The organism is Wolbachia endosymbiont of Laodelphax striatellus, from assembly GCF_007115015.1.
GTDB lineage: Bacteria > Pseudomonadota > Alphaproteobacteria > Rickettsiales > Anaplasmataceae > Wolbachia.
Window position 1 is genome coordinate 378,987 of sequence record NZ_MUIX01000001.1, and the last position, 16,238, is coordinate 395,224.

The 16,238-nt window shown below is 33.7% G+C and carries 14 protein-coding genes; 6 read left to right on the top strand and 8 right to left on the bottom strand.

The features are described 5' to 3' along the window. Positions 1-53: 53 nt before the first annotated feature. From lepA to BVG17_RS01755, 3 genes are all read right to left on the bottom strand, one after another. Positions 54-1,850, bottom strand: coding sequence for a translation elongation factor 4 (gene lepA / locus BVG17_RS01745; protein WP_063630542.1), 1,797 nt, complete (start codon positions 1,848-1,850; stop codon positions 54-56). Between the two features lie 81 nt (positions 1,851-1,931). Next, positions 1,932-2,933, bottom strand: a complete 1,002-nt coding sequence (locus tag BVG17_RS01750; protein WP_063630541.1) for a hypothetical protein — start codon at positions 2,931-2,933, stop codon at positions 1,932-1,934. A 66-nt stretch (positions 2,934-2,999) separates the two neighbouring features. Then, the gene (locus BVG17_RS01755) at positions 3,000-4,376 is read right to left on the bottom strand and encodes a malonyl-CoA decarboxylase (protein ID WP_063630540.1); all 1,377 of its coding nucleotides are present in this window, start codon (positions 4,374-4,376) and stop codon (positions 3,000-3,002) included. Positions 4,377-4,657: 281 nt separating this feature from the next. Between BVG17_RS01755 and BVG17_RS01760 the strand changes: the two genes are divergently transcribed. Continuing rightward, positions 4,658-5,350, top strand: coding sequence for a TerC family protein (locus BVG17_RS01760; RefSeq protein WP_063630544.1), 693 nt, complete (start codon positions 4,658-4,660; stop codon positions 5,348-5,350). A 239-nt stretch (positions 5,351-5,589) separates the two neighbouring features. Here the strand turns inward: BVG17_RS01760 and guaA are convergent, their stop codons facing one another. From guaA to ccmC, 4 genes are all read right to left on the bottom strand, one after another. Continuing rightward, on the bottom strand, positions 5,590-7,152 hold the full coding sequence (gene guaA / locus BVG17_RS01765) for a glutamine-hydrolyzing GMP synthase (RefSeq protein ID WP_063630539.1): 1,563 nt from the start codon (positions 7,150-7,152) through the stop codon (positions 5,590-5,592). A gap of 227 nt (positions 7,153-7,379) precedes the next feature. Next, positions 7,380-8,840 (bottom strand): type II secretion system protein GspD, encoded by a 1,461-nt coding sequence (locus BVG17_RS01770; RefSeq protein WP_063630538.1) that lies wholly within the window; start codon positions 8,838-8,840, stop codon positions 7,380-7,382. Positions 8,841-9,419: 579 nt separating this feature from the next. Beyond that, positions 9,420-10,463, bottom strand: coding sequence for a hypothetical protein (locus BVG17_RS01775; RefSeq protein ID WP_063630537.1), 1,044 nt, complete (start codon positions 10,461-10,463; stop codon positions 9,420-9,422). 387 nt (positions 10,464-10,850) lie between these two features. Beyond that, positions 10,851-11,561 (bottom strand): heme ABC transporter permease CcmC, encoded by a 711-nt coding sequence (gene ccmC, locus BVG17_RS01780; RefSeq protein WP_063630543.1) that lies wholly within the window; start codon positions 11,559-11,561, stop codon positions 10,851-10,853. Between the two features lie 142 nt (positions 11,562-11,703). Between ccmC and BVG17_RS01785 the strand changes: the two genes are divergently transcribed. Both BVG17_RS01785 and ykgO read left to right on the top strand, forming a co-directional pair. Then, a complete protein-coding gene (locus tag BVG17_RS01785; protein ID WP_063630536.1) occupies positions 11,704-12,519 on the top strand; it encodes a pyruvate, water dikinase regulatory protein in 816 nt (271 codons plus the stop codon). Between the two features lie 69 nt (positions 12,520-12,588). Then, positions 12,589-12,717, top strand: a complete 129-nt coding sequence (ykgO, locus tag BVG17_RS01790) for a type B 50S ribosomal protein L36 (protein ID WP_006015378.1) — start codon at positions 12,589-12,591, stop codon at positions 12,715-12,717. 306 nt (positions 12,718-13,023) lie between these two features. On the opposite strand, the gene BVG17_RS01800 is transcribed toward ykgO, so the two are convergent. Further along, positions 13,024-13,290 (bottom strand): hypothetical protein, encoded by a 267-nt coding sequence (locus BVG17_RS01800; protein WP_063630535.1) that lies wholly within the window; start codon positions 13,288-13,290, stop codon positions 13,024-13,026. 174 nt (positions 13,291-13,464) lie between these two features. Between BVG17_RS01800 and BVG17_RS01805 the strand changes: the two genes are divergently transcribed. The 3 genes from BVG17_RS01805 (at position 13,465) to BVG17_RS01815 (ending at position 16,232) form a co-directional block, all read left to right on the top strand. Further along, on the top strand, positions 13,465-13,677 hold the full coding sequence (locus BVG17_RS01805; RefSeq protein ID WP_063630534.1) for a hypothetical protein: 213 nt from the start codon (positions 13,465-13,467) through the stop codon (positions 13,675-13,677). Between the two features lie 218 nt (positions 13,678-13,895). After that, the gene (locus BVG17_RS01810) at positions 13,896-14,843 is read left to right on the top strand and encodes an IS110 family RNA-guided transposase (protein ID WP_063630491.1); all 948 of its coding nucleotides are present in this window, start codon (positions 13,896-13,898) and stop codon (positions 14,841-14,843) included. Between the two features lie 228 nt (positions 14,844-15,071). Further along, positions 15,072-16,232: a hypothetical protein gene (locus BVG17_RS01815; protein WP_241654131.1), complete on the top strand. Its 1,161-nt coding sequence runs from the start codon at positions 15,072-15,074 to the stop codon at positions 16,230-16,232. Positions 16,233-16,238: the final 6 nt, after the last annotated feature.

Consider the following 16,238-nt stretch of genomic DNA (forward strand, 5'->3'; position numbering starts at 1 on the left):
ACCTTGTAGGTGATGGTTGTTGAGTTCTTTAAATTTATGTTTTTGGATATATATTAATCATTTATTTTCAAAGCCTCAATAAAAGCATTTTGTGGGATGTTTATGTTTCCCACAGAATGCAATCTTTTCTTACCTTCCTTCTGCTTTTTAAGCAGCTTCATCCTTCGTGTGACGTCTCCACCATAGAGCTTGGCTGTTACATCTTTTCTATACGGGTTAATCGTTTCTCTAGCAATAATTTTTCCGCCTACTGCCGCTTGAATCGCGATTTTATATTGCTGGCGTGGTATCAAGTCTTTCAAACGTGCACATATTTCGCGGCCTCTTTTTTCTGCCCTGCTTTTATGAACAATGCAGGCTAACGCATCCACAGGTTCTCCATTAACTAAAAAAATTAATTTATCTATCTGACTTTCCTGATAATCGGATATTTCCCAATCTAAACTTGCATATCCCTTGGAAATTGATTTTAGTCTATCGTAAAAATCAAAAACAACCTCAGACAGCGGTAATTTATACTTCAGTAGTGCTGTTGTCGTATTACCAACATAAGATAAATCCTGCTGTTCTCCTCTCCTCTCTTCACACAGAGATAGAATCTCTCCTAAATATTGATCAGGTACCATTATAGTTGCAGTGATCCACGGTTCTTCCACTATTTCAATTTTTGTAGGGTCTGGCATATCGCTTGGGTTATGGATATTTAAAACTTTACCATTTTGTGTTGCAACTTTATATATAACACTCGGTGCAGTTGCTGTTAGATCTAAATCAAATTCTCTTTCGAGTCTTTCTTGAATGACTTCAAGATGTAGCATTCCTAAGAAACCGCAACGAAATCCATAACCTAGGGCATTTGACGTTTCAGCATCAAATGTAAAACTAGCATCATTTAAATGTAATTTTTCTAGTGCTTCCCTTAAATATTTAAAATCATCTGTGTTATTGGGAAAAATACTGCAAAATACTACAGGATGTACTTCTTTAAAGCCAGGTAATGCCTTGCTGCACGGCCTTTTCTCTTCAGTAATAGTGTCTCCTACTTTGCAGTCTGCTACTTCTTTCATTGAAGCAGTTATAAAACCAACTTCACCTGCTGAAAGTTCACCAGTCATAACTTTTTTAGGAGTGAAAATACCGATATTATCGACCTGATATGTAGCATTATTAGACATCATAACGATTCTCATGCCTTTTTTTAGTACTCCATTTTTAACTCGCACTAAAATTACTACTCCTAGGTAAGGATCATACCAACTATCAACTAAAATTGCTTGCAGTGGAGCATTTGTATCACCTTGAGGAGCGGGAAGTTTTGTCACTATAGCTTCAAGTACATCCTTTATCCCAAGACCAGTTTTTGCCGATATCAAAATTGACTCAGTTGCATCAATTCCGATTACCTCTTCAATCTGAAGCTTTATCCTTTCTGGATCTGCAGCAGGAAGATCGACTTTATTAAGCACAACTATTATCTCATGATTATTGTCAATTGCCTTGTAGACATTTGCCAGAGTCTGAGCTTCAACTCCTTGGCTGCTATCTACTACCAAAAGTGAGCCTTCACATGCGGCTAAGCTTCGGCTGACTTCATATGAAAAGTCAACATGACCTGGTGTGTCCATGAGGTTGAGGCAATATTTATTACCATTATTTGCAGTGTAATTGAGTCTTACCGTTTGTGCTTTGATTGTGATTCCGCGTTCACGCTCTATATCCATTGAGTCAAGTACCTGATTGGTCATTTCCCTTGTCTCAAGACCGTTACATTCTTCTATCAAACGATCAGCAAGAGTTGATTTCCCATGATCTATATGTGCTATTATTGCAAAGTTTCTTATATTGTTCATAGATCTATTTATTTAAGTAGATCTATTTTACATTTTAAGTATTACAAGAGCAATTATTTATATCTCTTTTTGCTAAAAACATTAAGCTGCAGTCCTTGCCAATGGGCGGCAATGCTCATTAGCTGATGCTTGCTTCACTGTGCTACTTGGATCTTCTTGCTGTCTACACGTTTTTACTGCATCAACAAGACTTAGGTAAGCATTACCAACTTTAATCTTTACATCTTTATTTTTTTCTAAATCCGCATCAGTTGGTCTATCACTTATTATTCTAATACTACCATCACTGTTAGCACCTAATGTAATGCTACATTCCTTTCCGTCTACATACCAGTTAAACTTTATTCCATGTTGAACTGTGGTACCTAAATAATAACATCTAACCCCCTCCTGTATGTAACCACTGATAGATTCTTGTTGATTGCCACTTGAAATAAAAAACCCAGCAATATTGTTTTTTTTACAAAAATCACCATTTAAAAATTCGCTTATTTTAATATCTGTGCTTTTATTGTCTTCTTTTAGTTTGATTCTTGTATAAAGAAGATCTGAATTACTATGCTTTTCGATTGATATCGCATCAATAGTGCCGTTTTCTATATACTTGCTAAACTCCTCTTTAGCTTTCTTTTCTAATTCTTCTTGCTTTACTGCACTTTGTTGTTGTTGCATTTTTTCTAGCGCTTCTTTCATTTTTTTCTGCAATGATGTGATTTGATTAAGTTCTTCTTCATTCCGGTTAACACTATTAAGCAGCTTTAAAGCTTCTGCTATTATACTTAAATTTTCATAAGCTACTACAACATCATACTTGTCACTTAAACGCTTATTACTAGCTAAAGAGTGTTTAAAGCTATCCCAACACTCGTGTTGAACAATAAAACCTGCTCCTATAAGCTTCTTGTAGATATTAATAAGCTCTTCTGTTATATTTTTCTCTTGATCAGGATGCTTGTTAATTAGCTCCAGGCTTTCTCTAATATCATTAACTAAATTACCAGGTATAGGCAGCTTTATTATCGACTTGCTCTCTATTGACTTATCTAGCTCTTTTGTGATATTTTTAAGTTTTTCCAAAACCATAATTTTACCTTATAAAACTACCTTGTACAATATATAAGCATTAGGAAACTTTCAACATCTTTTTTATTAATCCTTCAACATAGCTGACACTTTTTTTGAATGAGAAATCGCTTTATTAATCATATAATTCTCATGATTGTTATCTATTTTAGGCAATTCGTACAAATAATTCACCATTATTCCGGCTGACTGACTAATGCCTTTTTCAGAAGTATCAGCCATCCAGTTGATTTGTTTGATTGATGCACCATTGCTTAAATGAAAGTGTGCTACTGGATCATAAGCACCCCCACCACTGCTTTTAACCTTTAGCAAATAATGTGCACAAAGTTTCAGTAGGGACTGTTTTTCGCATTCAATGTTAGTTTTTATGCTTTCTAAAATTTCTGTACCTGATTGTTTTATATTAAGCTTACCTAATAAAGCTACGTTTTGATTTTTTAGCCATTTTGTAAATCCAGGAACTGGAGAAAGAGTTGCATACACTTTTACGCTTTTAAATTCTTGCGATAGTTTTTCTACGACTCTCTTTATTAAAAAGTTACCGAGGCTAATTCCAGATAAACCAGTTTGAGTGTTTGATATTGAATAGAATATAGCAGTACTTGCACTGCTTGGGTCACTTGAAGGAACTGACTCGTCCAAAACGTGTTGAATACTATCTGCAATCTCATTCATCAGTGCAACCTCTACGAAAATTAAAGGTTCATTTGGTATTTTGTAATGAAAGAAAGCAAAACAGAGATGATCAGAATCTAGTCTGTTTTTTAAGTCACCCCAAGAGGAAATTTTATGTACAGCTTCATATTTTATAAGTTTTTCCAACAATGATGCAGGTGAATCCCAGGTGATTTGATGCAGATCAAGTAGATCAACATCAACCAAAGTACAGAGTATATTTTTTAATTCGTTTTCTAGTGGACTTAGACTTTTATATTGATTCTTCAGCTTGAGTACATCAGAACGCATATCAACAATAAACTTAAGGCCCTCCGGTAAGGAGATAAACTGCTTCAATATTTTAGAGCGTGGAGATTCAAGGACTTTTATTAAGTCTTGTTCAAACTTATAGCTTGACTCAGAATCTTGATTTTTCTTATATACTTTTATTTCTTCATCTATTTTCGTTTTATCCGGATTGAACTTTTCTGCCAGGGTTTGTAAAAATTTTATTTGACCTGCCTCTGATAAACTCAAGTACAAATTACCAAGAGATACGGTGTTCTTACGTGCTGAGACTTCACCCCCCTTTGGGTTTAAGCATTCGTTCATCTTCAAGACTAAACTATCGACATCGCGACTACTACTTAAATCAGGGCCAATATTGCCAATCCATGACCTTACAGCATCTGCTACTTCACCTAATATTTTAAAAAAGCCCTTTGTTATTTTCTTATCTTCAACTTTTATTATATCAGTTTTTGCTAATGATTCTTTTATCATATTTCCTTTTATCGTGTATCTATCTTAATTTAAAGAAAAATCTTAGTCTACAAAGAAGGCATATACTTTCATGGTACAACTATTTTATAATCTATTTAAAATTTTCGTAAAGAGAGTTAGATTTTTAATTTCATTATTTCTCTTACAAAAGTACTTTTATTATAAAAATGCCCTTTTGCCTCTTTCTTTTCCGGGTAAGGCTGATTTTTTAATTACCTAGTCGAAGTTACTTAATTTTTACACATCTATTGTAAAGTACAAAATCTGACTTTGGAATGAAAATGCTAGCTGATGCTTGGACTTTATTGATACTTACGCTACTTGAAACTATACTTGGTATAGACAATTTAATCTTTATTTCTCTAGCAATAGATAAGGTGCCAAATCTGCTGAGAGAAAGAGCCCGCCTTATAGGTTTTGGCTTGGCGCTATTGATGCGTTTTGTAATACTATTTTTTACATCGCATATATTATCAATGCAAAAGCCTATATTTCACTCTGTATCACTAGATATTTCAGTAAAAGATTTACTTATGATTGCAGGAGGGTTATTCCTTATTGTTAAAAGTTCTATAGAGTTATGGAGCGAAATTTTTGTACATAAGGAGAACAAAACAAAGGCAAACGTTAAATCACAATGTTTTTTAGTTGTGCTACAAATTATATTAATAGATTTAGTTTTTTCTGTTGATTCAATATTAACTGCTATAGCATTAACTCATAATATGATAATTATTGCTATAGCATTTACATTTTCCATATTAGCAATGCTATTTTCATCAAGTTATACCGCTCAGTTAATAAAATCCAGCCCAAGCTTAAAAGTAATTGCCATTCTATTTATTTTACTCATTGGTATATATCTAATACTTGAAGGACTTCACATAGAACTACCAAAAGCATGTTTGTATTCTTCATTCATGTTTGCATTGCTTGTGGAAGCTATAAGCAAAATAAAGACAATACGGTCTTGAAACTATTTCGCACAAAACAAAAATCTAATCAGCGCATGGCGCACATTTATACGAACATTATCTAGCGGAAAGGTGTGATTTAACTTCGGTGTCATCCCAGTGCCCAGACACTGGTTCTTTTTTTCTGGATTCCAGCGTCACGCGCTGGAATGACATTAAATAGTTTTCCTTAAAATTTGAGTTATGCAAGCAGCCTCTTTGCTGTGATTCGAGTAGCTGAAACTGGAATGAAATTACTGCTACTCCCACTCAATAGTTGCTGGTGGCTTGGAAGTTAAATCATACACAACTCGATTTACTCCGGAAACTTTGTTAACAATTATACTACTGACGTCTTGCAAAAACCTCCAAAATACTAACGAATGTTGATCTTTATTTTCAAATGGAAATGCATCAGCTGTCATGCCATCAGATGAAGTCACAGCCCTTAAAGCGCAAACATATCCGTATGTACGATTATCTCCCATAACTCCCACAGTTTTTACTGGTAACAGTACAGCAAAAGCCTGCCATATTTTATCATACAGATCATAATTTTTCATTGTGTTGATATATATTTCATCTACTTCTTGCAATATTCGTACCTTTTCTTCATCAACCTCACCTATGATCCTCACTGCAAGTCCAGGTCCAGGAAATGGATGTTGAAATATTATCTCATCTGAAAGCCCAATTTCTTTGCCAAGCAGCCTTACTTCATCTTTAAAGAGATAGCGTAAAGGTTCTACTAGTTTCAGATTCATTTTTTCTGGCAACCCACCAACATTGTGATGAGATTTAATTGTACTAGTATTTCCTGAAGCGTGCCCTGATTCAACTACATCAGAGTAAATGGTGCCTTGCATTAAAAAATCCACATCACCTATTTTTTTTGCCTCTTCTTCAAATACTTCGATAAAAGTATTGCCGATAATTTTTCGCTTTTCTTCCGGATCAGTTATTCCCTTTAACCTACTTAAAAACAAGTTTGATTTACCAACGTAATTTATTGGAATTTCTTTTAACATAGCAGTGGTCTGGTTCTTACGCAATAACCCAGTATCGATAAAAATACAGTTTAATTGTTTTCCTATAGCTTTGTGTGTAAGAACTGCTGCAACACTTGAATCAACCCCCCCACTTACTGCAGCAATTACTTTTTTCTCCCCTACTAAGTTTTGAATTTTTTCCTTCTGTTTTTCAATGAATGACTTCATTGTCCAATCTCTCTCACAATTTGCAATATCTAAGAAATTAGAGAGAAGTTTACTACCATTTGTCGTAGGCTTAACTTCAGGATGGAACTGAGTACAGTAAATCTTCCGCTGTTCGTTGGAAATTATTGCGATTGTTTGATTTATTATACCTGAGGCAATAGCAGTAAATCCTTGCGGTATAGTTTCGACACTGTCTGCATGGTTCATTAGCACATCGACTTCGGAATTAACGTCCCAAGTATCCTTTATAATTGGGGATTCTTTTAGTATCTTGATTTTAGTTTTGCCAAATTCCTGATTGAATTCTTTTCTTACCTTTGCCCCGAAATAATGACAAATGAGTTGCTGTCCATAACATATTCCAAGTATAGGAGTGTTTATTGTTTCGTTAAGTTTTATAATTTTATGTGCTACTTCACTTACTTCAGAGCAATTGTCATTTACAGATTGCGGTCCTCCAGAAAAAATAAATCCATTGAATTTTGATACTGTTTCGAAATCGATATTGCTTGGAAATATTTCACAGTAAACGCCCATTTCCCTGATTTGTCTTGCAATAAGCTGTGTAAACTGTGAACCAAAATCAATAACGGCAATTGCTGACAATGTGCTCCTCCATATTATTTAAAGCAATATTTGATAATAAAGAAAACAATAAAGTAAGTAAACTAAGACCTGTTTAAAAACTTTAATATATGACTAAAGTAACTTAAATTTACCGCAACAGATTTATGATTAAGCTGTCTTAATTATCATTCTGATACTCTCTTCTTATCATAATAGCAACCCCAACATCTTTCCTTAAGTTGATACCATTGCCTGAACGGATACGTTTAATATATATATAAATTCCTATCTTTTATATCTAATAAACCAAGTGTTGGTACGATTGTTGCTTTCAGGAAGATGACGGTTTCTACTGTCTTAGCCAGTTTTTTTGACTTTTGATGCAATAAGTTTTGGTTATCTTTTCTATGCTCTATAAGCCCACCAATTACCATAACTTCGCCGCTCTTAACTTTTAACGTAGAGTGCATTTCTCTGGTTTCAATAATTGGAATGTCACTATTTAATTTCATTTTATTCTGCTGTGCGACATATTCTATATTTGGGTCTTTAGTGTAATCGTTAATTCTTGATAAGGTTGGGTGTATATCCATGAATATTTCATTAGTATCAATGTTAATGCTTGGGTGGATTATTAACACCACACCTATTGGAGTGCTATTCATCTTGGTAATTAATGCATGATTAGAATTTTTGGTATTTTTCTGTATATCGGAAGTAAAATAGATATGGTTTTTAGTAAATGAAATCATTGCTTGCTGATTATTTATAGCATGTACTCTAGGGCTTGAAATTACGGTTGAAGTGCCAAATTTGCCTAAATTTTTTACTAAATCTTCTAAATCACTCACACTAGAGTTAATTGCTAGGTCAATAATAGAGTTACCTTGATTTGTTATAGATTTGGTTTCATTATGCAAATCATTTAAGTTGATACCAGAAAGGTATTTATCGTCTAATACAACTTCAACTATTTTGGCCTCTATCATTACTTGAGAAGACGCCAGTCTCTTAACTTTATTAATATATTCTTCAACAGCTTTATGAATATCCTTCCTGGCATTCAGAATAATGACACCAGCTTCTCTGTTGGATGAAAGAAACTCACCATCATCTACTCCGTTAACATCCATTATTGCATTTAAGCCTTTTTCTAATGAACTCCATAAGTCACTGCTATATTGAGACTTTCTAACATTCCTGTCAGCATCGCTGCTTGTAACATTGCCACTAACGACAAAATTGCTTTGAGCAGAGTGTTGAATATTGATGAAGTCTACGTAATAATTTTGTGCGTATGGCAAATCCTGTTCAATTCTAATTACACCATTATTCATTGAGTAACGCAATTTGGCGCTGTTGGCTATACTCTGAATTACTTCATTTATATTCTTATCCTTTAGCTTTAAAATAATATTACCTGATATCTGGGGATCTATGTCTAAGTTAACGTCAGAAAGTTTTCCTATCTCAATCAGTAAATCCTTTACTGGTACTTTTTCATCAACATTAATCGAAAGAAACTGATTACTGGTTGTAAGATCGGGAAACTCTACCGGTAAAGGTATCATTTCTGGTATTGCTGGTTCGTTATTCTTCAAAGGAGTATTATATTGTTGCAACGAATAATCGTGCTTATAATTGTCTATATTAACAGAATGTTGCTTGTTAGGTAGATGTGTACAAGAAATAATGAAAAGGAGTATTAAACATTTTAAAATAGCCATGAGGGCAGCATATAAATCTATACTAATAGTTTTCTATAAAAATGTTAAAAATGTATTTAATTGTATCCGTTCAGGGGAGTGGTTTAAGAAATGATAGATAGGGGATTGTGAAAAGGGTTTAGCCGCATGGAAGTGGGATGAAAAGAAGCACTGGTTTCACATGCGTCTGAACAGACACCATTTTACAGCATTTTAAATTTGTCCTGTGCAATGTTTGTACAGTTGCGATAAAAATTACTTGACAAATTTTGACAGCTTTGTTATTTTGATAGTGAAGGTATTCTAGAGCTCGAAATCTATCTTTGTCTGCAGATTTTTCAACTTCATTAATTTATAATCTCTAGTTAAAGTATATTGTACTTATGTATAGATAACTTCTATCATAGCTATATACATTTTTCTGAGTTTTTTTGTATTACTTAGGAGGATCATCATGTTTAAAATCATGGATTACGCATATCATTGACATAAATGCCTTAAAAGGACAGATGGTACCTACGTCCTCTTTATATAGGTTATGTATTTGTTCAGATACGACTAAATTGTGTCTAGTGTAGAAAAAATTAGACAAATTCAGCCTTATATAGAACCAAATTCAACGGAAGTAGAATTATTCTCATTTCCATAATAGTAAGGATTTGCTTCTTGCGTATTATTAACAGCAGTTTTTAATAGTACTTCCTTATCACTATTCCATGCAACTTTCTCCATAATTGGAATATAATCCTTACACTTTTGATTGTCTCCACAATCCTTGATTTTACCATCATCATTTAGATAACGCTTCAATGCATCATAGTATACTTTAGTGTTATTACCTTCTTTATCTATCATTTGTCCTAAGGTATTAACAAGTATCAATGGTGCAACTTGTTTTGCTTTTACAACACTTGTTTCACTGGACTCTTTAAAGAGATTAGGACATGCTCCTCTGGAAAAAAAGCTCTTGTTGAATTCTGGATTACTACGGTAAACGTTCGGGTAGCAGAAACTCTTAATCTCTTCTTCTTGACACGCTAACTCTCTTTGATCATCCACACATTTTTCACATTCTATATTACCAAGCCAGGATATTGAATTAAGATCCTCTGTAAAGGCAAATTTAAAATTTACTGCACCATAATTACCATTTGCTCCCTCTTCTATATATTTTGCAATTTTAGAATTGCTGTACATCTCAGGATATAATTCCTTTAGTAAATCAGATGCACTAAAACCTTGACAACCTATCTTATTATCAACTTTATAAAAATGAGAATACGGCCCACAATTTTCATACTTGGAACAATCTGAGGTTACTTTTCGAGATGTAATTTCTCCATTTTCATTCTCTCCTTCATCGGTAACAGGTTCGCCCGTACCACTTTCTTTTTTACATTCTTCAGCTATTTTTTTATACCACTCAGTCTCTGCTTTTGCTCGCTTAACCTCCTCTGCGCATTTCGTAAGTTCCTTTTCTGCGAGTTCAAAAGCTTCTATTACTATTGGAACTGGATTTGTAAATCGCTTCTCAGTCGTAGTTTCACCCTCAGTCATCTCATCTATATCCTCTTTACCATAAAAATGTTTGTTGTTATATAAATAACTATTATTAATTTGGTCACTATAGGTGTTTTTTGACATAGGAACCTCCTCTACAGTCAAAACTGGAATTACATAAAAGTATAAGTATCTACCTGAATATAAAGAAACCACAGTTCAAGAAATCTCAGGTTAACTCAGAAATTATTATAAGCTAAAGTAATTAAAAATTTAATAACTTGCATTACAAATATAGCATAATAACCAATAATTAGATTTTCTTTCAATTTCTATCTTATCTTCACTAGCTTTACATAGAGCACATCTTTATTCACTAGAGAATCATGATTCTTCTACTTGCATGTGATTAATCACTATAATCTTGAAGTGTGGTTTATACGTAATTAGTTCTGGAACTTGCTAATGGATGATTGCTCTACATTTTAATTTCCGTCGCTGTTCACAACATTACACTCTGGAACTATATACCTAATATTGCATGCTGATTTCTCTCTTTATCTTCTGCAAATTAATTAAATGAAGGGCATTAAGTATCCACACTACTAAAAAAAGTGTGGTACAAAATATAAACATTGCAATGAGTGGCAGCAGTAAAGAACCTTCTATTGCTACTCCACCTTTTCTAAAAATACTTGCTGGCTGATGAAGAGTAGACCATAAATTCACAGAAAATTTTACTATGGGAATATTTATAGCACTAAAAATGGCAAATACTGCTGATGATTTCTCTGCTCTTGCTTGATTATCAAAAGCGCTCCACAATGAAAAATAACCAACATACAGAAAAAACAAAATCAGCATTGAAGTAAGCCTTGCATCCCATACCCACCAAGTACCCCATGTTCCTTTTCCCCAGATGCTACCTGTGATTAAACATATTGCCGAAAAGACTGTCCCTGCAGGAGCAGCGGCATGTGCTAAGACACTAGCAACACTATTGTTCCATACCAACGAAATGAAACTGAGTGATGCAATGAGTCCGTATATTCCAAGAGCAAGCCATGCAGAAGGCACATGAAGATACATAATTCGTACGATTTCTCCTTGTTTATAATCTCCTGGGGAGAAGAATAATGCCAAGAACATTCCAATTAAAAAACATGCGAAACAAATAACCCCAAGCCAAGGTAGAGCTTTTTTAGTAAAAGAAGTGAAATTTGTAGGCTTTAATAAAAACATTTGTTTTGAGAATAATTGTGTTAAGAATTTATCAATTAGTTTGAGTTTTATCAACAAGATAGTTTTTCTATATTTACGTAGTATAATAAATTAGCACAATTTCAGTAGCAGATTGCTTGCTATTATTTTTAGTATAACGTTGATGACCCTTAAAAAGCTTAACCTACACTTAGTGTCAGATTCAAGTGGTGAAACTGTTATATCAGTTGCAAAATCAGCTCTGAAACACTTTCGTTCTGTAGAAACGATCGAATATGTTTGGTCTTTTGTAAAAGGAGAAGAGCAGATCGATAAAATTCTGGAGGAAATTGAGAGAAAAAGTGATGAGCATAACTTTGTTATATGCACTATTACTGATGATGGGCTCAGAAAATATCTAAAAGATAATTGTATCAAGTTAAAAATTCCATATCGAGCAATACTATCACATATTATTAGAGAAATCTCATCCTATCTTGAAATTGAAAAGGATGAAAAACTTGACCTGTATACTGAAATAAATAACGAGTATTTTCAGCGTATTGAGGCAATAAACTATACCATCAATCACGATGATGGACAAGGTATTCAAATCGATAAAGCAGATATAATTTTGGTTGGAGTTTCACGCACATCAAAATCTCCCACTAGTATGTATTTAGCTTATAGAGGCTACAAGGTTGCGAATGTTCCTTTTGTTAGTGAGGTACCCTTTTATATCGACTTAGCAAAATTAAAAAATAAACTGACTATAGGAGTAACAATCAACCCAAGTAGACTAGTAGAAATACGCAAAAACAGACTTACTTCAATTAATAACAAAGATAATAATATATATGCTGATTCTGAAAAAGTAGAAAAGGAAATTAAAGAAGCAGAGGAGTTCTTTAAGCAAAATAACTGGCCAATTATTGATGTTACGCAAAGGTCGATCGAAGAAGTATCAGCAACAATTATACAATATTTTAATAAAATGTGAAAAATTTATCAATTGACTAACTCTCTGTCAGTGATCATAATGTAAGGTAATTCTATTCTTACTATAGATATGAAAGTTAAAGGGTCACTAAAATCTCATCGTAACAGAGATAAAAATTGTAAAGTTGTGAAAAGGGGTGGTAAAGTTTATATTATAAATAAGGTGAAGCCAAGATGTAAAGCGCGTCAAGGTTCTTAGCTTTTTGTTTGCCTTTTTATTTCATATGTTTTTCATATGGAATCATGGTTAGAAAGAAATAAAAATTGTTGTATTTAACCATAGCCCTGCTCATTTCTTCTCTTACATTATATTTTGGTATTAACATGATTACAGGCAGACGTGGCTTGTTAACATTAATTAACTTAAAAAAAGAAATTAATTACGTGCGTCAACAAGTGCATGAATTTTAGTAGCTTTATTCCTTCCTAAGAGCTTTGGAATCCTTTTTGTATCAGGCAGAGCAAGCATGAGCTCGAACTATCGTTCCATCGATTACCGCAACTTTTAAATCTGGATTTTGTTGCATATATTTTGCCAAAACTTCCTTTTCACACCACTTTTTAAACCTCCTATGTATACTCCTCTAATTGCTGTAAATTTCTGGCAAAAGACGCCACTGACAGCCACTCCGCAAACCGCTTCCATAAATATTCTCAACTTCTTCTCATTTTTGCTGTGTATTCCTTTGACTCCCTTTAAGAATTCAAAAGTTTGTTCCCATTTTCTTTTTTCTATGTAATATTCCATTGGGAGTTTCTCTATATTACTCACGGTCTCTTTTTTCTTATTTCTCCTACTTTTTCTTTACTTTATTTTCTCACAGCACATTTTGTTTACAGAACCTAGGAGTGCAAGCGTTTATGAGTCAGAGGATAAGTCATATAATATTTACTCGGTCTTAATACTTTGAATTTATATTTAAGTAAACGATAAACAGTAATTGGTATGAGTGATCTATTTAAAAGTGACAATTATGATAAAAATCTCAATTCTTTGATAAGAGTCATAAAGCTGAAGGATACAAAAAAAATTAATGAACAATATGATGAAACACTGAAAGATTTATCTCAAGCTCTGAAGAATTTTACAAACAACGCAAAAGATGTAGCCAAATTTGTTATATATAGCGACTTGAATAATTATGTAGAACCTTTGTAAGTTAAAAATATGATATAAAGGAGATAAGAGGGAAGATAACTCCACTCACTATAGGAATGGAGTTATCACGGGCGTGTGCGACCGCTAGAATAATGGCTATACAACCGTGCTCATCAAGGTACACTAGCCCTATCTCTCGATACGTTTGAATAGTTGTGTGGGACATACATATGCACCCGTTTACAATCTTAAATTAACTAAAACTAATCGAGGTTATTATGATTACATCTTATCAAAATTTTATTGGCATTGATATCGGAAAATTTAAAAATGTTGCTGCAGTTCACAACCAAAAGAACACTATCAAGTTTGATAATAATGCTGCTGGTTGGCAACAATTGTTTCAAAATTTTTCAAATATTCTACCTAATTCTTTTGTAACTTTGGAAAATACAGGAAAATATGAGCTTGGCTTAGCACACTTTCTGGTTGATAAGAATGTTGCTGTACATCGAGCTAATACTCGCAAAGTAAAAAGCTTTACCTTATCTCATGGAATTTTAGCAAAGTCTGATCAATCAGATGCAAGAGCCCTTGCTCAATATGGATTTGAGCGTTATAGTACTCTATCTCTATTTGTGCCTATGTCAAAAGAACAAACAGCCTTAGCTGCACTTTGTCAACGTCGTGATGACCTTACACAAATAAGAGCTCAAGAGAAATGTAGACTGAAAGCACCTGAAAACGACTATATAAAAGAAAGTTGCCAAAAAACTATTGACTTTTTTAACAGTCAAATAGATGAGCTTAATGATGCCATACAAAAAATTATCGATGAGAATCCAGAGTTAAAAAAGCGCCAAAAAATCATAAGAACAGTACCAGGAATAGGTAAAAAGTTATCACAAGATTTTGTATGCTTGATGCCAGAACTTGGCTACTTAAGCAGGCAAGAAGTTGCTAGTCTTGCTGGAGTTGCCCCGCATCCAAAAGAAAGTGGTAAAGCTATTGGTTATCGCAGAATAAGTGGTGGCAGAAGGAACGTTCGTGAAAAGCTTTTTACATCTGCGATGGCTGCTTCAAGGACTAAATCTGCACTTGGTGCTTTTTATTCTGCTCTCATTGGTAGAGGTAAAAAGAAGATGGTAGTCATAACAGCTCTAATGCGCAAAATTATAGTGATTGCTAATGCAAGGCTTAAAGAAGCAATTAACGCAAATTTTTAAAATCTGCATAAGAAAATAGGTTAATGAATATGCGCGCCACACAAATTTAAAGCACATATTCATTAATCATAAGATCTAAGCAGTGGTAGTTGTTTGATATAAATTTCTTTCTGTAATGAACTAGGGTTTTTATTGCCAAAAATACGTTTTTCAATTGAATAAGAATACAAAACTATAAATAAGAGTTGTAATAAGACTAAATTCAAAAAATTTTAAAAAACATAGTTGATGAGCACAAAGCCACTCGGTTTTATTGGAACATTAAAAGGGATATTAGATAGAGTCTTGGGAAAAGATATTCCAACTAATGATAATGACATAAAAAATTTTGTTGGTGATGAATTATCAGGTTTCACTATAGAAAAAGCAGCCGAATACACAAATATTTTAAGTACAATTAATCTATTCAAGAAAGGACTTAAAGAAATTTTAGATTCGAAACAGAGTGGAAAAGGCAATAAAGAACATAAATCATACGAAGTAAGCACGGAAAATAAAACGACATCAAAGCAGAAGGAAGATACTCCTAAGCTGCAAGAAGGAAAACAGCCGGTAGGAAAATTAGTTATGAAGAGAATAAAACGGCCAACAACAGCACCTCCGCCACCTCCTACTGCCTCAAAAAAGGTACACTTTAAACCAGAAATAGAGAATGTATCTCCTGAAGATTCAGGCTATGAAAGTTCATTAAGTGAAGAGTCTGGACATGAGGAAATATCAAATTATCAAGAGAAAAGTAGTAAATCTTCAACAAAAGATTCGGAAGACTCAAAGTTAGCTAAAAAGGAGCCAACTCACAAAACGAAACCTAAGAAAAATGGAGGAACAAGAAGAGGATATAAAAAGAGACAGGCTCCAGAGCCACCAGCGCTAAACGCTACCAATCAAGAAATTAGGCAAGAAACTAAAGAAGATAAATCTGAAATACTGTCAAATCCTAAAAGGCTAGATATTGTTGATCAACAAGTGAGCACGAAACCAATAATAGTAGAAGTGACTTCGCAAAAATCAGCTGAAAATAAACCAATCCTGAAAAAATCTGCTGATAAAGCAGCATCAGAAGTAAAAGCGGTTATTATAAAAGAAAAAGTAAATAGCAAGAAGGACGGTAGAGTAAAGTCAATAGTAGGAAAATTTGAGCAAAATCAAGTTGCTAAGAGCAAAGCCACCCCTGCAACACAAGCAGATATCGGTATGAAGAAAGATCCTGCACCATCGCAAAAAACTGCCTCCCAATCTCACTCATTTCCGGTAGGAAATAAAAGATCTAAAATGAACCCCATAACAGCAAAGTCCGATTCTAAACTTCCGGTTAGTAAAAAACCTCTTCTCACTCATGTTAGTGTAAAGAAAATAGCTGCACGATTTGAAAGCCATGGGAAGAAATAGTTGTAA